The organism is Streptomyces sp. NPDC000075 (genome assembly GCF_040301925.1).
GTDB lineage: Bacteria > Actinomycetota > Actinomycetes > Streptomycetales > Streptomycetaceae > Streptomyces > Streptomyces polychromogenes.
The window spans coordinates 83,684-108,213 of the sequence record NZ_JBEPFL010000026.1 but is presented as its reverse complement, the minus strand read 5'-3'; the positions used below and the strand labels follow the sequence as shown (position 1 = coordinate 108,213).

24 protein-coding genes and 1 tRNA gene are annotated in these 24,530 nt (G+C 73.2%); 12 read left to right on the top strand and 13 right to left on the bottom strand.

Translation table 11 applies throughout. From position 1 onward, the window contains the following. Positions 1-8: 8 nt before the first annotated feature. Positions 9-2,057, bottom strand: coding sequence for an MDR family MFS transporter (locus ABT403_RS26990; RefSeq protein WP_344155704.1), 2,049 nt, complete (start codon positions 2,055-2,057; stop codon positions 9-11). Between the two features lie 129 nt (positions 2,058-2,186). On the opposite strand from ABT403_RS26990, the gene ABT403_RS26985 reads away from it, so the two are divergent. Next, on the top strand, positions 2,187-3,680 hold the full coding sequence (locus tag ABT403_RS26985; protein WP_344155707.1) for a peptidoglycan-binding domain-containing protein: 1,494 nt from the start codon (positions 2,187-2,189) through the stop codon (positions 3,678-3,680). A 132-nt stretch (positions 3,681-3,812) separates the two neighbouring features. Next, on the top strand, positions 3,813-4,499 hold the full coding sequence (locus ABT403_RS26980; protein WP_344155710.1) for an HAD-IA family hydrolase: 687 nt from the start codon (positions 3,813-3,815) through the stop codon (positions 4,497-4,499). 39 nt (positions 4,500-4,538) lie between these two features. On the opposite strand, the gene ABT403_RS26975 is transcribed toward ABT403_RS26980, so the two are convergent. After that, complete coding sequence (locus ABT403_RS26975) at positions 4,539-5,120, bottom strand: TMEM165/GDT1 family protein (RefSeq protein ID WP_344155713.1); 582 nt, start codon at positions 5,118-5,120, stop codon at positions 4,539-4,541. Positions 5,121-5,650: 530 nt separating this feature from the next. On the opposite strand from ABT403_RS26975, the gene ABT403_RS26970 reads away from it, so the two are divergent. The 4 genes from ABT403_RS26970 to ABT403_RS26955 all read left to right on the top strand — a co-directional run bounded on the left by ABT403_RS26970 (position 5,651) and on the right by ABT403_RS26955 (position 9,588). Next, positions 5,651-6,334, top strand: a complete 684-nt coding sequence (locus ABT403_RS26970) for a GmrSD restriction endonuclease domain-containing protein (protein ID WP_344155716.1) — start codon at positions 5,651-5,653, stop codon at positions 6,332-6,334. A 113-nt stretch (positions 6,335-6,447) separates the two neighbouring features. Then, positions 6,448-8,109 carry an alkaline phosphatase D family protein gene (locus ABT403_RS26965; protein ID WP_344155719.1) on the top strand — a complete coding sequence of 554 codons (1,662 nt, stop codon included), beginning with the start codon at positions 6,448-6,450 and terminating at the stop codon, positions 8,107-8,109. A 105-nt stretch (positions 8,110-8,214) separates the two neighbouring features. Further along, positions 8,215-8,832 (top strand): DedA family protein, encoded by a 618-nt coding sequence (locus ABT403_RS26960; RefSeq protein ID WP_344155722.1) that lies wholly within the window; start codon positions 8,215-8,217, stop codon positions 8,830-8,832. A 243-nt stretch (positions 8,833-9,075) separates the two neighbouring features. Continuing rightward, complete coding sequence (locus ABT403_RS26955) at positions 9,076-9,588, top strand: hypothetical protein (protein WP_344155725.1); 513 nt, start codon at positions 9,076-9,078, stop codon at positions 9,586-9,588. Between the two features lie 15 nt (positions 9,589-9,603). Here ABT403_RS26955 and ABT403_RS26950 read toward each other — a convergent pair whose 3' ends face one another. Continuing rightward, positions 9,604-9,831 carry a DUF2277 domain-containing protein gene (locus ABT403_RS26950; protein ID WP_344155728.1) on the bottom strand — a complete coding sequence of 76 codons (228 nt, stop codon included), beginning with the start codon at positions 9,829-9,831 and terminating at the stop codon, positions 9,604-9,606. A gap of 7 nt (positions 9,832-9,838) precedes the next feature. After that, positions 9,839-10,480 (bottom strand): TRADD-N-associated membrane domain-containing protein, encoded by a 642-nt coding sequence (locus ABT403_RS26945; protein WP_344155731.1) that lies wholly within the window; start codon positions 10,478-10,480, stop codon positions 9,839-9,841. Positions 10,481-10,594: 114 nt separating this feature from the next. Between ABT403_RS26945 and ABT403_RS39085 the strand changes: the two genes are divergently transcribed. Continuing rightward, on the top strand, positions 10,595-10,669 hold the full coding sequence (locus tag ABT403_RS39085; protein WP_099895366.1) for a 50S ribosomal protein bL37: 75 nt from the start codon (positions 10,595-10,597) through the stop codon (positions 10,667-10,669). A gap of 60 nt (positions 10,670-10,729) precedes the next feature. Here the strand turns inward: ABT403_RS39085 and ABT403_RS26940 are convergent, their stop codons facing one another. Beyond that, complete coding sequence (locus ABT403_RS26940; protein WP_344155734.1) at positions 10,730-10,942, bottom strand: hypothetical protein; 213 nt, start codon at positions 10,940-10,942, stop codon at positions 10,730-10,732. Positions 10,943-11,136: 194 nt separating this feature from the next. Between ABT403_RS26940 and ABT403_RS26935 the strand changes: the two genes are divergently transcribed. Beyond that, the gene (locus ABT403_RS26935; protein ID WP_344155736.1) at positions 11,137-11,538 is read left to right on the top strand and encodes a pyridoxamine 5'-phosphate oxidase family protein; all 402 of its coding nucleotides are present in this window, start codon (positions 11,137-11,139) and stop codon (positions 11,536-11,538) included. 51 nt (positions 11,539-11,589) lie between these two features. Here the strand turns inward: ABT403_RS26935 and ABT403_RS26930 are convergent. After that, a tRNA-Val gene (locus tag ABT403_RS26930) sits at positions 11,590-11,664 on the bottom strand. 105 nt (positions 11,665-11,769) lie between these two features. On the opposite strand from ABT403_RS26930, the gene ABT403_RS26925 reads away from it, so the two are divergent. Then, on the top strand, positions 11,770-13,014 hold the full coding sequence (locus ABT403_RS26925; protein ID WP_425580149.1) for a hypothetical protein: 1,245 nt from the start codon (positions 11,770-11,772) through the stop codon (positions 13,012-13,014). An 82-nt stretch (positions 13,015-13,096) separates the two neighbouring features. Beyond that, positions 13,097-13,801 carry a DUF4383 domain-containing protein gene (locus ABT403_RS26920; protein ID WP_344155738.1) on the top strand — a complete coding sequence of 235 codons (705 nt, stop codon included), beginning with the start codon at positions 13,097-13,099 and terminating at the stop codon, positions 13,799-13,801. A 53-nt stretch (positions 13,802-13,854) separates the two neighbouring features. Here the strand turns inward: ABT403_RS26920 and ABT403_RS26915 are convergent, their stop codons facing one another. The 3 genes from ABT403_RS26915 to ABT403_RS26905 form a co-directional block, all read right to left on the bottom strand. Further along, positions 13,855-14,487 carry a hypothetical protein gene (locus ABT403_RS26915; RefSeq protein ID WP_344155741.1) on the bottom strand — a complete coding sequence of 211 codons (633 nt, stop codon included), beginning with the start codon at positions 14,485-14,487 and terminating at the stop codon, positions 13,855-13,857. A gap of 136 nt (positions 14,488-14,623) precedes the next feature. Next, positions 14,624-15,958, bottom strand: coding sequence for a hypothetical protein (locus tag ABT403_RS26910; RefSeq protein ID WP_344155744.1), 1,335 nt, complete (start codon positions 15,956-15,958; stop codon positions 14,624-14,626). After that, positions 15,955-17,211, bottom strand: coding sequence for a hypothetical protein (locus ABT403_RS26905; protein WP_344155747.1), 1,257 nt, complete (start codon positions 17,209-17,211; stop codon positions 15,955-15,957). The genes ABT403_RS26910 and ABT403_RS26905 overlap by 4 nt, the downstream gene beginning before the upstream one ends. A gap of 427 nt (positions 17,212-17,638) precedes the next feature. Here ABT403_RS26905 and ABT403_RS26900 point away from each other — a divergent pair, with 427 nt between their 5' ends. Both ABT403_RS26900 and ABT403_RS26895 read left to right on the top strand, forming a co-directional pair. Beyond that, positions 17,639-18,919 carry a DNA sulfur modification protein DndB gene (locus ABT403_RS26900; RefSeq protein ID WP_344155750.1) on the top strand — a complete coding sequence of 427 codons (1,281 nt, stop codon included), beginning with the start codon at positions 17,639-17,641 and terminating at the stop codon, positions 18,917-18,919. Between the two features lie 60 nt (positions 18,920-18,979). After that, positions 18,980-19,183 carry an FmdB family zinc ribbon protein gene (locus ABT403_RS26895; RefSeq protein ID WP_344155753.1) on the top strand — a complete coding sequence of 68 codons (204 nt, stop codon included), beginning with the start codon at positions 18,980-18,982 and terminating at the stop codon, positions 19,181-19,183. 17 nt (positions 19,184-19,200) lie between these two features. Here the strand turns inward: ABT403_RS26895 and ABT403_RS26890 are convergent, their stop codons facing one another. From ABT403_RS26890 to ABT403_RS26875, 4 genes are read right to left on the bottom strand one after another with little or no spacing between them, the layout of a single operon-like run. Beyond that, positions 19,201-19,860 carry an O-methyltransferase gene (locus tag ABT403_RS26890; RefSeq protein WP_344155756.1) on the bottom strand — a complete coding sequence of 220 codons (660 nt, stop codon included), beginning with the start codon at positions 19,858-19,860 and terminating at the stop codon, positions 19,201-19,203. Further along, on the bottom strand, positions 19,857-20,690 hold the full coding sequence (locus ABT403_RS26885; RefSeq protein WP_344155759.1) for an HAD family hydrolase: 834 nt from the start codon (positions 20,688-20,690) through the stop codon (positions 19,857-19,859). Before ABT403_RS26885 ends, ABT403_RS26890 begins: the two co-directional genes overlap by 4 nt. Further along, entirely contained in the window at positions 20,687-23,272 is a 2,586-nt protein-coding gene (locus ABT403_RS26880) for a phosphoribosyltransferase (RefSeq protein ID WP_344155762.1), read from the bottom strand. Before ABT403_RS26880 ends, ABT403_RS26885 begins: the two co-directional genes overlap by 4 nt. A gap of 26 nt (positions 23,273-23,298) precedes the next feature. After that, a complete protein-coding gene (locus tag ABT403_RS26875) occupies positions 23,299-24,474 on the bottom strand; it encodes an HpcH/HpaI aldolase/citrate lyase family protein (RefSeq protein ID WP_344155765.1) in 1,176 nt (391 codons plus the stop codon). Between the last annotated feature and the right edge of the window lie 56 nt (positions 24,475-24,530).

Below are 24,530 nucleotides of genomic sequence, written 5' to 3'. Positions count from 1 at the left end.
TCCGCCGCTCAGGGCGCGGCGTGGTCGCGGCGCGGGAGGGAGTCGTAGGGCTCCTCCGCGTCGGATCCGCACAGCTCCCGGTTGAGTTCCTCGACGAGTTTGACGAGGTCGGTGGGGCGTTCGGGGCCCCACCAGTCGCCGAGCAGTTCGGCGAGCGACTCCTGCCGGGCCCCGGCCAGCCGGTCCGCGTGCTCGCGGCCCCGGTCGGTCAGGACGAGCGAGAGCCCGTGCCGGACGGCGAGCCCGCGTTCCTCGATCTGGCGGGCGGCGTCCGTGATGGCCTTGAGGGGGACGGTGGTGCGTTCGGCGAGCATCGCCGGGTCCGCCGAGCCGTACTTCTTGATCCGCAGCAGCAGCCAGCTGGCGGCGGGCAGCAGGTCGTAGCCCGCCCTCGCGGTGATCTTCTCGTAGACGTGGACGCGGCCCTCCCTCGTGCCGAGTACGGACAGGGCGCGGGCGACCTCGTCCCGGGAGGAGCGCTGGACGGGGTTGGAGGCGAGGGTCTCCGTCACATCGGGCGCGGTGACGGAGGCGCGCAGCTTGTCCTCCTTGAGGAACCAGGAGATCAGGAACGCGAGCAGGACCACGGGCACCGCGTAGAGGAAGACGTCGGTGATGGCGCTGGAGTAGGCGTCCAGCACCCGGGGCCGCACCGCGGGCGGGAGGGCGCCGATGGCTCGGGGGTCGGCCTCCAGCCGTTCGGGGCTCGCGGCGGGCGGGAGCGGGACACCGGCGAGGGTGGCGGTGAGCTTCTCGCCGAGCCGGCTGGTGAAGATCGTGCCGAAGACGGCGACGCCGAAGGAGGCGCCGATGGAACGGAAGAAGGTGGCACCGGAGGTGGCGACTCCGAGGTCGGCGTAGCTGACGGCGTTCTGCACCACCAGGACGAGCACCTGCATGACCAGGCCGAGGCCGGCGCCGAAGACGAAGAAGTAGACGCTCATCTCCAGGTCGGAGCTGGTCCGTTCCAGCCGGTGCAGGAGCACGAGTCCGACGGCGGTGAGGGCGGTGCCGGCGATGGGGAAGACCTTCCAGCGCCCGGTGCGGCTGACGATCTGCCCGGAGCCGGTGGAGGCGATCAGCAGGCCGAGGACCATTGGCAGCATGTGGACGCCGGACATGGTCGGTGAGACGCCCCGGACGACCTGGAGGAAGGTCGGCAGGTAGACCATCGCGCCGAACATGGCGAAGCCGACGATGAAGCTGATCACCGAGCAGAGGGTGAAGGTGCGGATCCGGAACAGCTTCAGGGGCAGGACGGGTTCGGCGGCCCGGCGCTCGACGAACAGGAAGGCGACGAGGAGGACCGCGCCGAGGACGGCGAGGCCCACGATCCGGGCGGAGCCCCAGCCCCAGCTGCCGCCGAGGGAGGCGACGAGGACGAGACAGGTGGCGACGCCGGCGATCAGGACGGTGCCGAGGTAGTCGATGGTGTGCCGGGAGGAGCGGGCCGGGATGCGCAGGGCCGCGGCGATGACGACGAGGGCGACGAGACCGATGGGGAGGTTGATGTAGAAGACCCAGCGCCAGGAGAGGTGGTCCACGAACAGGCCGCCCAGCAGGGGCCCGAGCACGCTGGTCGCGCCGAAGACGGCGCCGAAGAGACCCTGGTACTTGCCGCGTTCGCGGGGCGGGACGATGTCGCCGACGATCGCCATCGACAGCACCATCAGCCCGCCGCCGCCCAGGCCCTGGAGGGCGCGGAAGCCGATCAGCTGCGGCATGTCCTGGGCGAGGCCGCAGAGCGCGGAGCCGATGAGGAAGATGACGATGGCGGACTGGAAGAGCTTCTTGCGCCCGTACTGGTCGCCGAGCTTGCCCCACAGGGGGGTGGCGGCCGTTGAGGCCAGCATGTAGGCGGTGACCACCCAGGACAGGTGCTCCATGCCGCCCAGCTCGCTCACGATGGTGGGGAGGGCCGTGGAGACGATGGTCTGGTCGAGTGCGGCGATCAGCAGACCCAGCAACAGGGCCCCGATCGAGACGAGAACCTCGCGCGACGCGTGCTCGGCGCCCTGGGCGGGGTTCACTGGCGAGGCGGTCACATCCTGGGCCATCGGCTCCTCCTCACGCCGGATCAACATCTCCATCCTGAGCGGTATGCACCGTTATGGCCTGTCGGAAGGGTTGGGTGGGGCCGAAGGGGTCTGCATAATCGCTGGCAGTGTCCAGGGGAGGGGTTATCAGTGAGCGCTGAGCGCTGTCCGGAATGCGGCGCCGTGGGCGCCGACTGCGCGTGTGCGCGGGGGGTGGGGTTCAACCCGCTGCGCATCCGCCCGTACATGCCCGCGCCCGACGCCGGGGGGACGGTCCCGGCGCAGACCCCGCCCCAGCCGGTCCTGGGCGCCGTGGCTCAGCCGGGCCCGACCCCCGGCTCCCCGTTCCCGGCCCTCCCGACCGACCCCCAGCAACCGCCCCCGGGTGACCCCGGAGCCCCGACGACCGCGCTCCCGCACCTGCCGTCCACCCCGGCGGCCTGGCCCACCGGGCACGCCGAGGCCCCCACCACCGTGATCCCGCCCGTCCCGCCCACCCCGGGCGGGAACCCGCAGGCCCCCGAGGCAGCGACGACCGCGATGCCGCACTTTGCGCCTGTTCCGCCCGCCCCGGGCGGGGAGGCCGGCGGCCCCGAGGCGGCCACGACCGCGATGCCGCACCTGCCGCCCGTCCCGCCCGCCCCGGGCGGGGGCCCGCAGGACCCCGAGGCGGCCACGACCGCGATCCCTCACCTTCCGCCCGTCCCGCCCGCCCCGGCCGGGGAGGCCGGGGGCCCCGAGGCGGCCACGACCGCGATCCCGCACCTGCCGCCTCATCCGACAGCTTGGCCCGACGGGCACGCCGACGCCCCGACCGCCATGATCCCGCCCGTCGCCGCGGCCCCCGCCGACTCCGCTGGCCCCTCCGGCCCCTCCGACCTCGCCGCGCCGCCGGCCGGGGGCGCCGAGGCTCCGACGGCCATGTTCCCGCCCGTCCCGGCACCGCCGCACGCCCCCGGCTCCGCCCTGCCCGGCCCGCCCGCGGCCGACCAGACCATGCAGCTGCGGGCCGTACCCCCGCAGGGGCCCGGCCCGCGCGGACACCGGCCGGGCCCCGGGCGGCCGGAGCCGAAGCGGCGGCGCGCCGTCCCGCTGCTGGCCGCGGCGGGCGCGGTGGTGGCCGTCGGCCTGGTGGCGCTCGCACTGGGGCTCTTCACGGACTCCGGGAAGGACGGCGGCACGCTGGCGGACCCCAAGCCGTCGGTGCCCGTGACCGGCGCGGCCCCGGGCGGCCCGTCGGAGTCGCCGGCCGGACCCACCGAGAGCGCCTCCGCGTCGGCCTCACCGTCCGCGTCGGCGAGCGCGTCCCGGTCGGCGTCGCCGTCCGCGTCCCCCAGCCCCTCCCGTACGTCGGCGGCCCCGTCGCCGAGCCCCTCCGCGAGCGCGCCCCGCTCCACCAAGCCCGTCGCCCCGCCCCAGCCGCCGCCCGCCAAGCCCGCGACCCTGCGCTCCGGCGACTCGGGGCCCGAGGTGCTGAAGCTCCAGCGGCTGCTGGCGGACCAGGGGATGTACGACGGCCGGTTCGACGGCCGGTACGGCCGCTCCGTGGAGCGGGCCGTCGCCGAGTTCCAGATGCAGTCCGGGATCTACGAGGACTCCTGGGGCGTCTATGGCCCCGCGACCCGGCGGGCCCTGGAGGGATAGGTCACGCGACCGGTGGTGGCGCGCACCGCCCCCGGTTTTGTATCCTGTAGGAACAAAGTGGTTCCGTCCACACCCCCTGACCGGTGGACGGAACCACTTGTTCTCTTCTCCCGCCCGTCTGGAGCCCCGCCGATGTCGGCCAGCACCGCTTCCGCCGCCCCCGTCGTCCTCACCGCCAGGGCCCTGCTCCTGGACATGGACGGCACCCTCGTCAACTCCGACGCGGTGGTCGAACGCTGCTGGCGCGCCTGGGCGCTGTCGCACGGGCTGGATCCGCAGGAGGCCCTCAAGGTGGTCCACGGCCGCCAGGGCTACGCCACCATGGCCGTCCTGCTCCCCGAGCGCCCGATGGAGCTCAACCACGCCGAGAACGCCGAGATGCTGGCCCGCGAGACGGCCGACACCGAAGGCGTCGTGCCCATCGGCGGCGCGCCGGAGTTCATGGCCGCGATCGCCCGCCTGCCGCACGCCCTGGTCACCTCGGCCGACGCCGCCCTGGCCCGGGTCCGCATGACGGCCGCAGCCCTGCCGATGCCTCGGGTGCGGATCACCGCCGAGTCCGTCGGGGCCAGCAAGCCCGACCCCGAGGGCTTCCTCAAGGGCGCCGCCGAACTGGGCGCGCACCCGGCCGACTGCGTGGTCTTCGAGGACTCCGGCGCCGGCATCGCGGCGGGCCTGGCGGCTGGCATGCGCGTGATCGGCATAGGCCCCCGCGCCGCCGCCCACGGCCCGACGGTGCACGTCGACGACCTCACGTCGGTCCGCGTCGAAGCCGGCGAGGACGGCACGGTCCGCCTCACCCTCACCCCGGCGCGGTAGCCGCGCGGGGCGAGGGGGCGAAGGACGACGGGTCCGGCGTCAGCCCGCGATCGCCTCGTAGAGGGAGAACCCGGCCAGCGCCAGCATCACGCAGGCCGCGACCTTGGTGATGAGCCGCAGCGGGACGTACTTCATGAGGGTGCGCCCGCCGAGGATGCCGATGCCCGCCACCGCCCAGAGCGCCAGCACGGCGCCGAGGCCGACGGAGAGCGGGTCGTCGTAGCGCGCCGCGAGGTTGGCGGTCATGATCTGGGTCAGGTCGCCGAACTCGGCCACCAGGATCAGCATGAAACCCGCGCCGGAGACCTTCCAGAAGGACTGGTCGGCGGGCGCCTTGACCTCTTCCTCGTCGTCGCCCTTCTTGAACAGCAGCATGGCCGCGCCCGCGAGGAACAGCAGGCCCACGACGGCCTGGACGAGCCGGTGCGGCAGGAGCGTGAGCACGCTGCCGGCGGCGATGGCGAGGGCGACGTGCACGGCGAACGCGGCGGCCACGCCCGCGAAGACGTAGGAGGCGCGGTAGCGGGTGCCGAGCATCAGGCCGGCCAGGGCGGTCTTGTCGGGGAGTTCGGCGAGGAAGACGACGCCGAAGGCGATCGCCAGCACGGTGAAGCTGAACACGGAGTGAAACCTCGATCGGTCGGGCAGGACGCCATCGGGACCGAGAGACCTGGGGTGTTTCAGGGGTCGCTTCGGCTCGGCGGCGCCCTGGGTACGTCAACGCGATGAACGCCGCGCGCATGCCCCGTGGGCATGCCGCGCCGCGCGTCGCGTCACATGGACAGGACACTGCGGCCGAAGGTCTCGCTGGCCGACCGCTGACGCGGTCCGCCTCCGGGCGCCGGCTGGGGTGACCCAGCAGTATGTCGACGGTCCGGCGAAGAGCTACTCCCCTTCTGCTCCGTTCAGGGTACGCGACGACGGCCGTGACGCCGGTCCGCCCGGAATGTGAGCTTGGCCCCACCCTGCCCCACCCCTACAGGCGGAATCTCAACTTCCCCTTGAATAGGGGCCGTTGATCTTCTTGATGTGACGTGCCCATGTCGGCAATCTGTCATCTGGCGCCCATCCCCCCGACATCCGGCGCCGCCACCATGGCCGCGCCCCGCCGGGGCCGAACGGTCACCACCCCCCGCTTCAGGGAGCCCCTCATGGCCCTCACGTCCGCCCGCACGCCCTCCTTCTACGCGCGTCACATCCGCCGCGCCGGACGCGCCGGCGTCCTCGCGTCCGCCGTCGCGCTCGCCGCCCTCACCTCCCTCGTCAACGCCCCGGCCGCCCTGGCCTCCCCGCCCACCCCGATCAGCGCCGCCGAGGCCCGTGCCTACCTGGCCACCGTCACCCCGGCCGCCGAGGGCTCCCTCACCGGCTACAGCCGCAGCCAGTTCCCGCACTGGATCACGATCTCCGGCACCTGCAACACCCGCGAGACGGTCCTCAAGCGCGACGGCGTCAACGTCGTCACCGACTCCTCCTGCGCCGCCGTCAGCGGCAGCTGGTACTCCGAGTACGACGGCGCCACCTGGACCGCCGCCTCGGACGTGGACATCGACCACATGGTCCCGCTCGCCGAGGCCTGGCGTTCGGGCGCCAGCACCTGGACGACCGCCAAGCGCCAGCAGTTCGCCAACGACCTCACCCGCCCCCAGCTCATAGCCGTCACGGACAACGTCAACCAGGCCAAGGGCGACCTCGACCCCGGCAAGTGGCTGCCGCCGCGGACCGCGTACCGCTGTACGTACGCCCGCGCCTGGGTCGAGGTGAAGCAGTACTGGGGGCTGAGCATGGACGCCGGGGAGAAGACCGCCCTGGTGAACGTCCTGAACGGCTGCTGACCCCGCCCGTCTCCCCGGGTTTTTTCACCCCCGCTATCCCCCGCCAGGGGGAGGCCGGGCCCCCGCCCCGCCCCGTACCGTGATCGAAAGGGCTGTCGAGGAGGGGGAGTCTGATGGCCGGACTGCGACTGGGACCGCTGCTGCGTCACGTCGACTGGGACACGGGCGGCTCCGCCACGATATGGATCGAGGCGGAGCGTCCGTGCACGGCCGAGGTGCGGTGCGCCGACGGATCGGGCGGCAGCGCCCGCACCTTCCAGATCACCGGACACCACTACGCGCTGATACCGGTCACCGGTCTGACGGCCGGCACGGTGACGGCGTACGAGGTACTGCTCGACGGTGTCCCCGTCTGGCCCGAGCCCGGCGGCCGCTTCCCGCCGAGCACCATCGCCGCCCCCGCGGTGGGCGGCGGCCCCGACCGTCCCGCACCCGGCCTGCGGATCACCTTCGGCTCGTGCCGGCAGGCCGCCCCGCCCGCCGGCCGGCGCGGACCGCACGGCGCCGATGCCCTCGACACCCTCGCGGCGCGGCTGGCCGCCGACCCGTCGGAGGTCCGGCCGGACCTCCTGCTGCTGCTCGGCGACCAGGTCTACGCCGACCACCTGTCGAAGGAGACCCGGCGGTGGCTGGCGGCCCGCCGGGACCTGCGCGAGGCCCCGGGCGCGCAGGTCGCGGACTACGAGGAGTACACCCGCCTCTACGACGAGTCCTGGGGCGACCCCGAGATCCGCTGGCTGCTGTCCACCGTCCCGAGCCTGCACATATTCGACGACCACGACGTCATCGACGACTGGAACACCAGCGCCGCCTGGCAGGCGGAGATGCGCGCGACCCCGTGGTGGCCGGAGCGGGTCCTCAGCGGGCTGATGTCGTACTGGGTGTACCAGCACCTGGGCAACCTCTCCCCCGCCGAACTGGCGGCGGACCCGGTCTACGCGGCCGTACGCGCCACCCCGGACGGCACGGACGCGCTGCGCGCCTTCGCGGCCGCCGCGGACGCCGATCCGGCGTCCGTCCGCTGGAGCTACCGGCGGGACTTCGGCCGCACCCGACTGCTGATGGTCGACACCCGGGCCGCGCGGGTGCTGGCCGAGGACGGGCGGGCCATGCTCGACCCGGCGGAGCAGCGCTGGCTCCGGCAGAACGCGCTGGCCGGACACGGCGGTTACGACCATCTGCTGATCGGCTCCTCCCTGCCGTGGCTGATGCCGCCGCTGATCCATGACGCGGAGGTGTGGAACGCCGCGCTCTGCCGCGGGGAGCGCGGGCCGAGATGGGCCCGGATCGGGGAGGACGTGCGGCGGCGCAGCGATCTGGAGCACTGGGCGGCCTTCCCGGCGTCCTTCGCCGCGCTGAGCGATCTGATCGAGGAGGTCGGGACGGGGCCGAAGGCTCCGGCGACGGTCTCCGTCCTGTCGGGGGACGTCCACCACGCGTACGTGGCCGAGCCCCTCATACCCAGTACGGCGCGGGTCTTCCAGCTGACCTGTTCGCCGGTGCACAACTCCATCCACCCGGCGGTCAGGTGGGGCTTCCGCCTGGGCTGGTCACGGCTGGGCCGCTGGCTGGGGCGCGGCTTCTCCCGGCACGGCCGGACGGGGCGGCCGCCGCTGAGCTGGCGGCGTACGGGCGGGCCGTGGTTCGGCAACCAGCTGATGACGCTGACCCTGACGGGGCGCGACGCCCGCCTCAGGCTCGACCAGGCCCGCTCGCCGGGGCCCGGTGCCCGTCTGGTGACGGTGCTGGACCGGGGGCTCACCGGAGGTGAGTAGGCCGGGGCGCCGGGGCGGGGGCGCCGGGGCTACGCTGTATGGCTGTCAAGCCGCCCCTGCCGCCTCCCCGCGACCACGCGGCGCTCCGGACTGGGGAGTCCCGCTGTGATCGAGACGATGGGGTCGCTGACCGCGAGCCCGTGGATCTACGTCCTGGTGGCGGTGTCGGTCCTGCTCGACGTGTTCCTTCCGGTGCTGCCGAGCGGGGTGCTGGTGATCAGCGGCGCGGCTGCCGCCGCGGCGGCGGCCGGCGGGTCGCCCGCGCGGGTGCCGGACGTGGCGCTGCTGCTGGCGGTCGCGGCGACGGCCTCGGTGCTGGGTGACATGGCGGCCTACCGTCTGGCCCTGCGCAGCGGTCCGCGTCTGGACCGCGTCATCGCCCGCTCGCGCCGCCTGACCCGGGCCCACGAGCGGCTGGGCACGGCCCTCGCCCGGGGCGGCGGCCTGCTGGTGGTCCTCGCCCGCTTCGCCCCGGCCGGCCGGTCGGTGGTCTCGCTGGGCGCGGGCAAGACGCGGCGCAAGGTCGGGGAGTTCCTGCCCTGGTCGGTGCTGGCGGGCATCAGCTGGGCGAGCTACAGCGTGGCCCTGGGCTATTTCGGCACCCAGTGGCTGGGCACGGCCTGGCTGGGCACGGCGGTCTCGACGGTCGCCCTGTTCGCAGCGGGCTCCCTGGCCGCCGTCCTCCTGCGCCGCCCGTCCCCCACCCCGGCGGCCGCGGCCTGACCCCGGCGGCCCGGCGGCCCGGCGGCCCGGCGGCAGCGGCCTGACCCCGGCCGGCGCGACGGGGTCACCCGGCGCGGCCTCCTCCCGTACTAGGCCGGGTGGGGCAGCGGGTCACCCGTTCACCCGGCAGCGATCGCCGCCTCCCGCCCGGGCTTCTAGCGTCCAGAACACGGCGCGACACCGAATCGGCGTCACATCCGTGCCCCGGCCGCGCCGCTCCAGGAGCCCGAGGAGATCCCCGCCATGCCCCCCACGCGCATCCGGCATCGCCTGACCGGAGTCGCCGCCGCGACACTGGTCATCGCAGCCGCCGCACCCGCCACGCTCGCCTCCGCCGCACCCGCCGGCGGCGCCACCCCTTCCGCCACCGTCTCCCCCGGCACCGTCTCGCCGGGCGGCCGCGTCAGCCTGAACGTCGACGGCTGCGGCACCCGGACCGCCCGGGCCTCCTCCCGCGTCTTCAACGACGTCGCCCTGGCCCCCGGCAGCGCGAGCGCCTCCAACCTCTTCGGCTCGGCCACCGTCTTCAGCGACGCCGCGCCCGGCTCCTACCCCGTCTCCTTCGAGTGCGGCGGTCCCGGCGGCCGCCGGGTCACCGTCACCCTCCAGGTCGCCCCCGGCGCCGCCCGTGGCGGCCTCGGCGGCAGCATGGACTCGATGAGCCGGGCCCAGATCGTCGTCGGCGGCACCCTCGCGGCCGGTGCGCTCGGTGCCGGGATCTGGCTGCTGCGCCGCCGCGCGGCGGAGGCCCGCTGACCCCCGCCCCGGACCTCAGACGGCGGTGGCGGCCCGCCCGCGGACCTGCACCCCGTCCAGCAGCAGCCGCGTCGCCTCGGCGACGGCGTCCACGGCGGCGTCGAACACCTCCCGGTTGTGCGCGGCCGGCGCCCGGAACCCGGAGACCTTCCGTACGTACTGGAGCGCGGCCGCGCGGATCTCCTCCTCGGTGGCCTTCTCGGGGATGGCGGGCGGGCGCAGGGTCTTGATGGAGCGGCACATACCTCCACTATGGCCCCGGCGGCGGCAGCTCCGCCCCGGAAAGCCGCATGATGAGCCCGGCCTGCAGCCGCCCCCGCAGGTCCGGGTCGGCGACCTCCTCCAGCAGGGCGATCGCCCGCCGGGTGTTCTCCTCGGCCCGCCGGTCCTGCCGGAGGGAGGCCGTCTGGGCCGTCATGTGCCGCAGGGCGGCGTCGGCCCGCTGGTGGAACAGCTGCCCGACGAGGGTGACGACCAGGCCGACGGAGCTGGTCACCACCCCGATGTACGCGTCCCCGGCGCTTTCGGCCTTCCACACCCCGAGCGCGATCCCGAAGAGCAGCACGGCCGCCCCCACTCCGGCGAACCGCTGGCTGGTGGCGAAGCTGCTGCGCGCCTGGGCCAGCCCGTAGGCGTAGTACTCGACGAGGACCGTCGTGAAGTCGTCGCGCCGCTCCCCGGGCCCCGCCCCCCGCCCCGTCGAGGCGTCTACCAGCCGGGGCTCGTCCCCGTCCTCCGGCTGCCACTCCCCCAGCCGGGCGAGCAGCCGCTCCCGCTCGGCGTCCCGCTCCCGCTCGAACCGGCCCCGGCCCGGCCACCAGGCCGCCAGCCCCAGCCAGCCGGCGCCCAGACCGAAGGCCGCGGGCCAGACCCACTCCCCGGCACCGGCCACGTCCCTCACCCCCCTGCGGGATGGTCCCCGCGCGGCCGCGCGGGAAACCGGCCCGGACCCTAGACTGGCGAACGCCCGGAACATCCACGTACAGGTGATTCGAGGAGACGCCCGATGGCCAAGCGAGGAAACAAGAAGCGCGCCCGCAAGAAGAAGAAGGCCAACCACGGAAAGCGCCCCAACGCCTGACCGCACCCCGCACACCCGAAGCCCCCGGCCGCAACCGGCCGGGGGCTCGTAGATAGAGGATCACCTCCCGGGTACGCCGATCAGAGTCGGCCCGTTGTCGATCAGTCGCTCCTGGACCGCCGGAGCCCGGGGCGCGGTCGCCGCCGAGGCGTGGGGCGTCGCCAGGGAGGCGATCCCGCCGGCGATGAAGGCCGCCGAGGTCAGGACCATCGTGTAGCGGAACATCCGGCGCTTGGCCGGGGCAGGGTTCGGGGTGTGCACATGATGGGACATGCCTGCTGCTCCTCTGCGCTCTCCGTCGCTCCGCCGTTCCGTAGCGACCGGACCTCAAGTAAGCACAATCCGGGCATTCCGGGTCACGCCCCGGAAGAACGTGACTTGACGAACCGGCCCGCGCCTGCATGACCCGCGAACCATCCGCCGGATCTGATCGGACGATCCCCGCACCCGATCGAAAGGCACGTCCGGTGGACGTCGACGACTTCCTCGCCCGCCCCCTCGTGGCCCGCGTCGCCACAAACGGCCCCGAGGTCCGCCCCGTGTGGTTCCTCTGGGAGGACGGCGCCTTCTGGTGGCTGACCGGGTCCTACTCCCGCATGGAACGGATCCTCGCGGCCGACCCCCGCGTCGCACTGGTCATCGACACCTGCGACCTCGCCGCCGGCGAGGTCCTGTCGGTGACCTGCCGGGGCACGGCCGAGGCCGTCCCCCTGGACCTCCCCCGGGCCCTCCGCAAACTGACCCGCTACCTGGGCCCCGGCCCCCACACCTGGCCGGCCCGCTTCTCGGACCCCCTGAACGACCCGGCGACCAAACTGATCCGCTTCACCCCGGACCACCCACCCCGCCTGCGCGACCTCTCCTGGTGATCCGGCAGACACGAAAGGCCCCCAACCATGATCGGTTGGGGGCCTCTGCACTGGTGGGCGCGGACGGTTTCGAACCGCCGACATCTGCTTTGTAAGAGCAGCGCTCTACCCCTGAGCTACGCACCCGTGGACGAGTGGACAGCCTACATGCAGGGCGCACCCCCCACGCAAACGCGTTCCCGTGGGGGAGAATGGACCGGGGCTTGGCGGACGGGGCACGGGAGAGGGATTGTGACGACGGCATCCCGGCGGTGGTTCGGAGGGCGGGACGAGGGTCGGCGGGCCGACGCGCAGGCGGCCAAGGATGCCGCCGCGGCCGCGTTCTACGAGCTGGACACCGCCCAGCGGGACCTGCGGATCTCGATGGAGACCATCGCCGCCGCCGACGGGTCTCCCGCCGCGCGGCAGGCCGCCGACGGGTTCGCCGCGCTCGGGCGGCGGATCGACGAGGTCAGCCAGGTCTACATCGAGGCCGTCGACGCGCACGACCTGGACCGGGTCGACCTGGAGGGCTCCGTCGCCGCGCAGGCCCGGCAGCAGCTGACCCGGGCCCGGGAGGAGCTCGTGCGGGTCAAGGGGGAGCTGGAGCGGTTCGCGCAGGGGCTGCGGCCGCTGCTGGACACCGCCGAGACGCAGCTGGCGCGGGTCGCGCCGGCGCGGGAGCGGGCGAAGGCCGCACTGCTGGCCGCGAGCGACGCGCTGGACTCCGTCCGGGCCAAGGGGATGCGGGCCGACGACCTGGCCGCGCGCCTCGCCGCGCTGGGGCCCGAGCTGACGAAGCTGAACCAGGGCGCGGCGCGGCACGGCGTGCAGGAGACCGTCCAGCGGGCGGACCGGATCCTGCGGGACGCGGAGGGCATACGGGCCGAGGCGGAGCGGCTGCCGGAGCGTGCGGCGGAGATCGACCGGCGGCTGGTGAGCCTGCGGACCCGGGCGCAGGCGCTGCGCAACCGGGCCGACCGGGTGGATCCGGTGCTCAGCGAGTTGCGCCGCCGGTTCAGCGCGGCCTGCTGGCAGGACCTACAGCACGTCCCCGACCAGGCCGTACGTGAGGTCGCGCAGGCCGAGGAGCGGCTGGCGGAGGCCGGCCGGGCGCGTGACGAGCAGCGCTGGGCCGATGTGACGGAGCTGGTCGAGGCGGTGCGGACGGGCCTGGACGCCACCGACGAGGCGGTGTCGGCCGCGCAGGACCGGCTGTCGCGGCTGGAGGCGGTGGCGCGGGACCCGCAGGCGGAGGTGCGGCGGACCCGGTTCGCGATCCGGGACGCGCAGCGCCTGGCGATGGAGGGCCGCAGCGTGCCCGACCCGCGGCACGCGCGTCCGCTGGACGAGTCGGTGGCCCGGATGGAGCGGGCGCTCGCCGGGCTGGAGGGCCGCCACCCCGACTACTGGCACTTCCTCCAGGAGATGGAGGAGGTCCGGGCGGCGGTGGGCCGTGTGGTGGCCGATATGCGGGGACGCCGCGCCGGCGGGTGAAACCGGTCGGCGTCCGGAGTTGTCCGTGTGACGGCGGCGGCGGATGCTGGAGGGTGCCGGGAACGGAACAGAGGAGGGCGCCATGGCTGCCCACACTTTCCACAGGCCCCGCGAGCGCCACGCGCCCCCCGTGCCCCGCGAGTCCTACGTGCCGCACGCCGCCTACGGCTGCACCGAGCCGCACGAGCACTACGCGCCCTACGTCCCCCACGAGCCCTACGGTCCGCCCCCCGAGCGGCAGGGACCCCGGCTGGTGGAGCGCGTGCTGCACCCGGTCAACGCACGGCTCGACGAGCACCTGCCCAGCGACCACAAGCTGAGCCAGGTCTACCGGGTGGGCGCCGGGCTGACGGGACTGCTGCTCGTCGCCTTCGGGATCCTCGGGCTGGTCCACCGGATCGGCTTCTTCGACACCGGCGGCGACACGGTGCTGGCCCTGAACACCAACGGTGCGCTGAGCCTGCTGTCGATCTGCATCGGCGGCCTGCTCTTCGCCGGGATGGTGGTCGGCGGGACCTTCGCCTCCACCCTCAACATCGTGCTGGGGCTGCTCTTCATCGCCAGCGGGTTCGTCAACCTGGCCCTGCTGGACACCGGTCTGAACTTCCTGGCCTTCAAAATCCAGAACGTGCTGTTCAGCTTCGTCGTCGGCGTGATGCTGATGTGGTTCGGCATGTACGGCCGGGTGGGCAGCGCCCTCCCCCACGACAACCCGTACTGGCGCGCCCGCCACCCCGACCAGGCGGCCCGCGAGGACCGGGCCCGGGGCAGGGCGGCGGCTGGGTGAGGACCCCTGCCGCCAGAACGGGCACTGCCACGGGCCCCCGAGTCAGGCCGGGCTCATGACCACAGAGTCGGCTGGCTGCCCCAGTCGAGGCCCGGCCGGCACGGCCGCATGGGCACCCGCAGCCGCGCCTCGCGCTTGATCAGGGATTCCCTGAACCGGCGGGCGAGGGCGTCGCGCAGCGCGGGCCACTCCCGGTGGCGGGAGGGCGGTACGACGCGTACCTCCCTGAGCAGCCGGTGTTCGGCCTCGTCTCCCACCGGATGCGTCCACCGCCCGTCCACGAGGGGTGCGATGTGCGCCGACTGATGCAGGGCGTTCTTCAGCGAAGCAGGGTTGTACCGGTACCCCGAGGCCTTCAGGCAGTATTCGAGGGCGGCCGCCGTCAGTGGTTCGCCGGTCGTGGCCAGGACGAGCCGGCCCACGTGTTCGAGGTTCCGTGGGCCGGGGAGCGGACCGTGCCGGTACAGACCGTAGATCCCGGAGCCCGACCAGCAGAAGCGCCGGTCGGCCGCAACCGCGACCTTCGCGGAGGCCTCCGCGATCACCTGCCCGTGATCGTGGTGGGCGAGCCGCACCAGGTCCCGTACGTGAGCCGGCGCGGGAAGGGTGCACGCGACGGCGTAGAGGAACTCGGCCTGCCTGGTCCCCAGCGGGCCCGCACACGCACAGCGACCGCCCTCCCACACCCCGAGCTCGGCACCGCAGCGGGTGCAGCGCCCCGCATCGCCGGACCCCCCTGGTAAGACCTCCGTCACCGGACTCGGCCTCGTCGCAGTGCGGCACGCCTGGTGCGGGCGTGGCCTTCCGGGACGCTCTGCCGGATCATCCACGGCTCCAGTCGAGGGTGCCGGAGGGGGCCGGGAAGCCCGGGGTGGCCTCGTCGCCCGTCGAGGGGGTCAGGGCGTCCAGGAATCGGCTCACATCAGCCACCTCAATAACCTCCAGGTTCTCTCCGGCTGCGGCGTCCATCACCGAATGCGCTTTGCGGAGCACGTCCCTCGGCTTGCGGTTCGACCGGCCGAACAACGCGGCGACGGCAGCCTCGGTGAAGGGGTAGAGGTCCCCCTGCAGGCGCGTGGATCCCGTCTTGACGGCAGCGTCCAGGTACCTGGTCAGCAGCTTGGTGGCCTCCGCGACGTCGCGCAGACCCGGCAGGATCACGGTGCGGTGCTTGTTCGCCTCGGTGGTCTCGAAGGGCGGCAGGTCGGCCAGTTCCCAGGCGGTGCCGATGGTGAGGGCGGCACGGGGGTGCATGGTGACGACGACGCTGAGCATGTCCGCCATCGGCAGGGTCTCCACGATGACGTCGCGGAACCGTTCGGTTTCCAGGTCCCGCTTGGCGCGCGCCGTGGTCGTGCTGGCCAGGTCCTCCAACTGGTCGCAGCACAACAGCACGCGTTTCATCCCGGCGGCCGCCGCGAACAACAGGAAGGTGGCCAGGTACACCGATCCGTTGCGGGTCCGCGAGGCCGGCTTGACCTTGTCGAGGTAGTCGACCGCGACCTGCGGGTCCTCGTCGCACAGCGCCACGATGAGCTTGTCGTCGGGCGGTCCGAGCGTGCGTCCGCGCAGTGCGCGGTGCTCGTCCGCCACCAGTTTGAGCAGGGTGCTGGGGTCGTCGCTGCCCGTTCTGTCGATCAGCTGCCTGCGAAGCAGCTGGGCGAGGGTGAGGTCGTCGTCGCTCACCCTGAAGTCGGTCGCGTACTCCACCGCCGTGAACAGGGCCGCGCCCAGCGAACGGATCTGCGCCGTGTCGAAGCTCGTCAGCAGGCCGCACATCGGAAGCTCTGCGGCGTCCTCCTCGTCCAGCCCGGCCGACAGGAAGGCCTCCTTCCCGAAGTCCTTGTTGAGGATCCCCGTCAGATGCTGCATCAAGACGGACTTCCCGAATCCGCGGGCGTCGGAGTCGCCCGGCGCCGTACCCGTCGACCAGAGGTATCCGAACTTGAGTCCCGAGAAGGCGGCACCGAGGACGAACTTGTCGATCGCTTCACGCAACTGCGCGGCGTTGACGTCCGGTTCGTACAGCAGTCCGTTCTCGCGGAGGTCGGTGCCTCCCAGCCGGGCGATGCCCGTGCTCGGGAACGGATTGTTCCGCAGGTGCCACCGCTTCTTCAGCCAGACGGGGCCGGCCAGCGGGGTCGGTGAGGGACTCATCGGGACTCCTTCTCGTCGTCCGTGTGCGCCGGGACGACGCGAATGACGTTGAAGACACGGGGCAGGCCGCCCTGCGTCGCTATCACCAGAGGTCGGGTGGACGCCGGAGTGGCGCCGTGGGATGCCTGGTCGAGGTGGATGCGGAGTCCCAGCCCGGTGTGGTCACCGGCGAGGGCTTCCACGATGGCCGCGTCGAACTCGTCGTCGCTGATGCGCTGTCGCCAGGAGACGGCGGCACGCACCTTCCAGATCGGCAGGTACATGTCCCCTGCCGTGTCGGCCCGTTGTTCCTGCCACACCTGGAGGAGGGCTTCGAGCGCGGCCCTCCGGGCCTGGGGGCCCACGGCCCTGTGGATCTCCAGCGACTCGCCCCGCCGCGCAAGGTCGGCGGTCGCCCAGAACCTCAGGGCGGACGGCCCGGGTGCGTAGTAGCTGAAGTTGGCGAGGCCGAGGAACCTGGTCCACCTGCGCAGCAGTTCATGACTGATGTAGTCGAGGCGGCATCCGGCGGCCTGGAAGGCGAATCGGACGATCGCCTCCTCACAGGTGAGCATGAACTGTTTGCGGTTCATGACCCGCTCCCGGGCCTGCCAGCGCTGCTCGGCCTGTGTCACGTAGCCGCGCACCCCGGCATCGATCGCCGCCCGGGACGCCGTCCAGCCGAGATTTCCGTGCTGTGCCGCCGTGGCCGCGTACTCGACGAACTCACCGAGGAACTGCTCGTGCGAGAGCCGGGCACCGCTGTCGGAACGCAGGAGCGGAATGGTCAGGTGCCCGGCCCCCGTACCGGGGCGCGAGCCCGTCGCGCCCACCACTTGCAGATATCCGGCGAACTGCGGGTGGGCGTCCAGGAGTGCGGCCGTCAGGGCGTTGTATCCGGCCAGCCGGTCGCCGCCGACCAGCTCGGCCCACGCCTGCCCGGCTTCGGTGAGCGAGAACGTCACCTGTGCATGCGCGTAGGCGGACTTCCGGGTCGAGGGCAGGATGTGCTTCTCGACCCATCCCAGTCGCATCAGTTCCTTCAGCACCTCGACCGTGTTGTGGACGTGTTTCCTGCTGTCCTCCCTGGCCAGGTCCCATTTCCGTTCGTCGAAGGACCCGTCCGTGTCCCCCTCCCGCGAGACGGCCGCGGCCCAGTTCACCAACGCGCAGCGAATCTGTTCGAAGGTGAACCCGCCGGCCACACCGAGGGCGGCGACCTCGACGTAGGCGAGGTCCTGAAGGCGCGGAATTCCGGCGCCGCCCACACTCACTCGGCCGCCCCTGCGGCCCGTGCGGCCGATGCACGGTCGCGGTGCACCGGCGAGGCGGCGACGGGGAAAAACATGGGTACCTCCACGGCACGGGGACGGGGTGAACCCCGCCAACTGTCGTGTCCCGCAGCCCAGTCGGCAATGCTTATATGAATGTTGCCGTCCTCATGGGGCATGAGGACGGCAACATTCATATAAATCCCCGGGATTCCCTCAGCAGGCCCTTTTGCCGCCTCTCCGGCACCTACAGTCACTCGAAACGCGACCACCCGAGTGCCCGGACCAGCCCGGCGCCTCCGGCTTCGGCGCGTTCAGACGGATCTCACAGCCCTGCGCCGACTTCCACGCGGCCGCATCGGGCCGCGGCCGCGGCATGTTCAGACGGCCGTGTTCCGTCACAGACCGGTCCACGTTCGAGAGGAATCCGATGAACACCACTGCCACAGACCCGGAGTACGTGGACCAGGTCGACCTGACCCGCGGGCGCCCCGTACGCATCCAACAGGTCACGTCACAGAGGTACCTGGCGATCATGCCCTGGGGTCAGCTCTTCGGCATCGTCCCCGACCCCCGCCAGGCTGAGGTCCCGCGCGCGCTCCAGTACCTTTCCACCGCCCAGCGGGAGCAGGCGGAGCTCCGCAACGAGATCCAGCGCACCATCCAGGGCACGAAGAAGAAGGCCAACGCCAAGGACTACGCCCGCTACATCGCGGCCGGTCTTCGCGGAGACCGGGGAGAGCGCTGGGCCACTCCCCCGTTCGCGCTGTGGCTCCCCGGGGACATGGACATCGTCCGGTTCAAGAGTCCCTTCGGCGACGACCTCCTCGCCTACATGCCGTTCGACGCCACCGGGATCCTGGTCGACGCGGAGACCCAGCACCTCGCCCACATCCTTCTGCAGGAGGACCCCGGCGCCTACGGCCTGGTGAAGCCGCAGGTCACCACCCGGCTGGTCAGCGTCGAGATCTACCACCGCATCGGCCTGCGGGACGCCCGGCAGATCTTCCACGACCGCAACCTCCTCGGCGTCATCCCGAACAAGAACGTCGCTCTCGCCGCCGACTCGAGCAACCTGGCCACGGACATCACGTTCGGCCTGCTGGAACAGGTCGTGATCCCCGAGTCGGCCGCCGGGCGGGACGTCCCGCTGGAACGGCTGGTCTCCACCCGCCCCCGGCAGCTGAAGGCCACCGACCCGGAGTGGATGACCCTTTCGTCCCTCCGCGCCTTCGTGGTCACGGCCCTGTTCGGCCGTCCGGGCTTCGACAAGACCAGCGGCCCCCTCTCGGAACTTCCCGCGGGCTGCACCATGGAAGTGGCCCAGAGCGCCATCGCCGAGGCGGCCGCCCTGCTCTTCAGGACGTTCGCGAAGCACTTCGACGAGCGCGCCGACACGGTCATCGCCGCGCCGGCCATGCTGGCGGCGCTCGGTGCCGTCGTCCACCGGTCCATGCCGTGGGCCGGCGAGCCCCGGCGCAGCATCGACCAGCTGCTCGCGCTGCTGTCCGACATCAGCTGGGAGCGCGACCCCAAGCTGTGGGACGGGAGCGTCGGCAAGGCCACGACCAGCGCGCGCACCGGAGCCCCCATGCTGTCGCTCGCCGGCGGGATCAAGGACAGCGGTTCGAAGACCGCTGCGGCCCTGGAGGATCCCGCTTCGCCGCGGTACCGGCAGGTCCGCGGCTATCTCGGTGCCGTTGGGCAGTGACGGCGGTCAAGCAGCCGGGCCGATACCGCTCCGAGGCCTCGGAAGCCTACTCTTGGCACCATGCCTCGTTACGAATACCGCTGCCGGACCTGCGACGACACCTTTGAGGTCAGCCGTCCCATGGCCGAGTCGTCCGCCCCCGCCGACTGCCCCGCCGGGCACGGCGATACCGTCAAGCTGCTGTCCGCCGTCGCGGTCGGCGGGACCAGCAGCGCCCCCGCGCCCTCCGGCGGGGGCTGCTGCGGTGGGGGCGGCTGCTGCTGAGCCGCCTCCTTGGGGGCCTATCGCTTGCGTGAGAGCGTGAGGCCGTCCGAGACGGCCAGCAGGACGGAGTCCATGCGGGTGTCGGCCATGACGTGGTCGTTGAACGCGCGGACGGCCGCACCGCGGCTCTCGGGCGACTCGTCCAGGACCGTCCCGTGGAAGAGGGTGTTGTCCGTGACGATCAGCCCGCCCGGGCGCATCCTCGGGACGAGCTCCTCCCAGTAGAGGATCTGGTTCTGCTTGTCCGCGTCGACGTAGGCCAGGTCGACGTGCGGCTCCTGCGGCATCGCGCGCAGCGTGTCGAGGGCGGGGGCGATGCGCAGGTCGATGCGGTCGGCGACGCCCGCCGCCTCCCACGCCGCGCGGCCGTACGCGGTCCACTCCTCCGAGACGTCGCAGGCGATGAGGCGGCCGTCGGCCGGCAGGGCCTGGGCCATGGACAGGGCGGAGAAGCCGGTGAAGGTGCCGACCTCCACGATGTGCCTCGCGCCCGTCAGCCGGACCAGGAAGGCCAGCAGCGGGCCCTGCTCCTCCGCCGACTGCATGCCGGCGGAGTCGGGGAACTTCTCCCAGGTGACGGCGACCAGCCCCCGCTGGAACTCGTCCAGCGGGGGGTTGTGCGCGAGGACGTAGCGGTAGAGCTCGTCGGTGATCTTGGTGCTGTTGCCCTTGGTCATGCGGTCAGTGTCGCAACCGCCTGCCCGAAGCAGCGGACGATCTCCTCACCGGCGAGTACGCCGGCCTCGTGCAGGGCGGTCACCGTCGGCGCGGTCCAGCCGGCGTCGGCCAGTTCGCCGTGGCCCGGCCGCCAGGCCCGGTCGGCGGCGAGCAGCAGGTCCGCGTCGAGCAGCGAGTCGCCCGCGGCGAGGGTGGTGGTGGCGCCCGTGCGGCGGGCGACCTCGCGCACGGCGGCGCTCTTGGTCAGCGGGCGGGGGACGGCGTAGATCTTGCGGCCCTGGAGCGAGACGGTCCAGCCCCGCTCCTCCGCCCACCGGGTGAGGGCCTTGAGCCACTCTTCGGGGACCAGGGCCCGTTCGACGACCAGGTAGGCGAAGAGGTCCTCGGCGATCCGCGTCTTGCGCAGCCACTGCGGGTCGGACACGGCGAGCAGGTGCCGGTGGACCTCCTCCAGCGGGGCGCACTCGGCCGCGAGCCGTGCGGCCACCGCGCGCCGCCAGTCCCGGTCGGGGACCCCGTCCACCAGCAGTTGGCCGCCGTTGGCGCAGATCGCGTACGGGGCCGGGGGGCCGGGGAAGCGGATCCGCTGGTACTGCTTGCGCGTGCGGGTGGTGGTCGGGACGAAGACCGCGGCCGGGTCGGCGGCGAGCCCGGCCAGCAGGGCCGCCGCCGTCTCCGTCATGAAGGACAGCGGCTTGCCCTCGTGCACCTCGACGCACAGCAGCCGGGGGGCCTGCTGGTCGGGCATGGTCAGGCCGAGGGCGGCCGACGAGTAGATGAGCGTACGGTCGAGGTCACTGGCGACGAGGACGTTTCCTTGGCGGGTCACTTGGCGGCCACTGCCTTTCCGTCGGCGCCGGTGGCGCCGCGCGTGAAGCGGGGGTGGATGAGTCCTACACAGCTGTACGGGAGGTCGTCGACCTCCTCGACGGGCACGCCGCGCTGTCCGGCGAGCAGGCGTACGTGGTCCAGGTCGGGGCCGGCGCCCCGCCGGGCCAGGATCTTCCACGGCACGCGGCGCAGCAGCACCCGGGTGGTCTCGCCGACGCCCGGCTTGACCAGGTTGACGTCGTGGATGCCGTACTCCTCGCTGATCCGCTCGACCGCCGCCCAGCCGACCCAGGTCGGGGTGCGGTCGGCGGCGAGCAGCTCCTTGACCTCGGCGTCGACGGCGTCGGCGACCTCGTCGAAGCGGGCGGCGACGGCGTCCACGAAGGCGGTCGAGACGTCGGCGCCGGCGAGCTCGCGGTAGAACTTGGCGCCGTGGAAGTCGTCGGGGCCGACCAGGTCGGAGCGCAGGACCGTGCGCGAGACGAGTCCGGAGACGGTGGAGTTCAGGCAGGCGGAGGGGATGAGGAAGTCCTCGCGGGTGCCGTACGTGTCCACGCAGGCGCCGGGGTCGGCGAGGACGACGATCTCCGGGTTGAAGCCCGGGAACGCGGCCAGGGCCTCGCGCAGCTCGCGCGTGATGGCGCCCTTGCCGGTCCAGCCGTCCACGAACACCACGTCGGCCGGGTCGTGGTGGGCGGCGAGCCAGCGGAGGGCGTTGGCGTCGATGCCGCGGCCGCGCACGATGGAGACGGCGTAGTGCGGCAGGTCCAGGCCGTGCCGGGCGGCGGCCCAGCGGCGCATCAGCACGCCGACCGGGGTTCCGGCGCGGGCCAGGGAGACGAGGACCGGGGAGGGCGACCGCTCGGCGAGGACGGTCTCGGTGACGGTGCCGACCGCGCGGGCGACGCGGGCCGCCGAGGCGGTCAGGGCGTCCTGGTAGAGGGCCTGGTAGCGCTCGGAGGGCTGGTACTCGACGGGCAGGGACTCGGCGTAGTGGGCGCCGCCGGCCTGGATGGCCTCCTCGCGCTCCTCGGTCGGGGCCTCCAGCTCGACGGCGGAGAGGTCCTGGAGCAGCCAGCCGACGTCCTCGGGCGCGTAGGAGGAGAAGGCGGGCCCGCGCAGGGGCTCGGGCATGGTCGGCTCCTGCCGGTGGGGGGTCTCGGGTATGCCGCACGCGTGCGCGTCGGGACGGCCCGGGGCGTGCGCGGTGGTTTCGTCCGGGACGTACGACGGGACCACGGTCAGTACGACTCGGCCGGTGTGCGGGGCCAGGGCGGCGAGCAGTCCGGAGTGGAGCTCGGGGGTGTCCCCGGCGGAGTCCACGACCGCGACGACCGCGTCGAAGCCGCCGCCCGCCACGTTGTAGGCGTAACGGTCGCCGGGACCGTCGGCCGGGGCGTCGTGGGCGGGGAAGACCAGGCGGGTGCGGATGGCGTAGCCGGGGTCGTCCACGGCGAGGACGGGCGAGCGGGTCGTCGAGGAGAACCGCACCTCGGCGGCCGCCCCGCGCTCCTCCAGGGCCGCCGCGAGGCGCAGCGGCAGGTACATCAGCTCCTCGTTGCCGAGTACGAGGACCCGCCCGGGCCCCTCGCCCAGCGCGGCCGCCACCTGCCCGGCGAGCCGGGGCAGCGCGGACTCCAGCGCCGCCCGGTGGCCGGCGGTGAACCCGTGCCGTCCCCCGTCGGGCAGCCCGGCGGGCCACTCCAGGGCGACCCGCGCGTACGGCACGGCGGCGGGCCCGGCCGGGCATCCGGCGGCCGACGGCCCGCCGCCCGCGTCCGGCCCGGCGGGGACCGGCACGGAGACGGCTCCGGCCGCCCCGCCCGTGTCCCGGGACGACGACTCGTACTCCTCCACCAGGGCCTGCCCCTTCGCCAGGACGCCCTCCGGCAGGGAGACCGTGCCCGAGGCCAGGGCGATCAGGTCCACGCGGGCGCCCAGCTCGGCGGCGAAGGCCGCGAGCCGGTCCCGGTCGGCGGCCGAGCGCATGTCGGCCAGGGCGACGACCACGTAGTGGCCGCGCGGGTGGCGGGCGTGCAGATCGCGGATGGTGTTCAGGACCGTGTTGCCGGTGGAGAACTCGTCGTCGACGAGGACCAGCGGCCCCTCCCCCGCCAGCAGCCGGGGGTCCTCGGGCAGCAGCAGGTGCGAGGTGGCGTGCGAGTGCGCCTCCTCGAACCCGCCGGCGGGCCGCATCCCCGGCACCGGGCGGCGCGTGGAGTGCAGGTAGGGGGCCGCACCCAGGCCGTCGGCCACGCAGTGGCCGAGCCCGGTGGCGGTCTCGGCGTAGCCGAGGACCACGGCGGAGGCGGCGCGGTCACCGAGCAGCTCCCGGACCCGTTCGCCGAGCCCGTGCCCGGCGGCGTACACGGTCGCGGGCGACTGCGGCACGTGCTTGCCCAGCACCTGCGAGACCAGCAGGTGCGCGCGCTTGGGGTTGCGCCGCAGGGCCAGTCCGAGGAGCTCCGTCAGGCTCACCGCGCCGCGCGGTCCCCGCGCGTCCTCCAGGCGTACGCCCAGCCGCTCGGCCACCCAGGTGCCCGGCCACACCGTGTCGATCGTCTTGCCCTTCATCGTCATCCTCGTCGTCGGCTGCGGCGGCCCGCTCACAGCTGGAGCCCGGCCGTCAGGAGGTCGACGAAGCCGACCTCCTCCTTCGCCACACCGAAGACCTCGGCGCGCAGCATGGTGCGCTCGGCCCAGGCCCGGTGGGGCTTCACCTCGTTCATCTTGTTCGTGTAGGCGGAACGCATCACTCCGCCGCCGTCGCGTTCGGGCCGCAGGATGTCCTGGGCGTCACTGAACTCCTCGTGGGAGACGACCGACAGCGCGTGCACCGGCGTGACGTGGGCGGGGTGGATGCAGGTCTTGCCCAGCAGCCCGTTGGCCCGGTCCAGCTCGACCTCGCGCAGCAGCCCGTCCAGGTCGTGCTCGATCAGCGCGGTGCGCAGCTCCTCGACGCCCTCCTCCAGGAAGGGGCTGCGGCGCAGCTGCGGCTTGAAGAGGCGCTGCTGGCTGCGGAAGTACTCCCAGACGGGGCCGGTGACGGTGAAGCCGGTGCCGTCGGCGCGGCTGAGGACGTTGACCACGTCGGCGATGACGCCGGCCACGATCTGGACGTCGTACGCGGTCATGTCGGGGGTGCGGCGCAGCCCGTAGACGGAGCAGAAGTCGGTGACGCCCAGGCGCAGGGCCAGGACCCGCTCGCGGTGGCGGCCGACGGTGCGCGAGATGCCGGCGAGGGCCTCGACGCGGGTTTCGAGGTGGAGGAGGTCGGGGGTCTCCAGGACCGGCATCGCGTACAGCCGGGGCAGGCCGCTGACGGCCTCGGTGTGGGCCACTGCGTCGAGGAAGGCGGCGCCCCGGCTCTCGGTGAACTTGGGAAGTACGAATCCGGCCAGGTTCCGCGCGGAGGCGCCGAGGCGGCGTACGAGGTCGGGTATCTGCTCGGGGGTGCGGACGCGGATGAAGAGGAGCGGGAGCTCCCCGGCGTCGGGGCCCTCGGCGTCGAGCTGGGCGAACTGCCGGACGAGGTTCTCCTCGCCGTCCACGACGTCGGCGTCGCTGATCGAATCCTCCAGGCAGAGGACCATCGAGACGACGCCGCGGCCGGCCTGCTTGCGGATGTCGGCGGCCAGGCGCGGGCGGGTGGCCGGGCTGTAGAGGGTGGCCCCGAGCGCGGCGGCGAGGGTGCGGGCGGGGGAGGCCAGGGTGAAGTCGGCGGGCTCCTGGTGGAAGAGTCCCTCACTGACCGTGGGCGAAATGTGCCCGAAGTGACGCATGTGCTTCCCCCGTACTGCCTCGGCGGCCCGACTGGCGTGGCCGGTAATAGTACGTA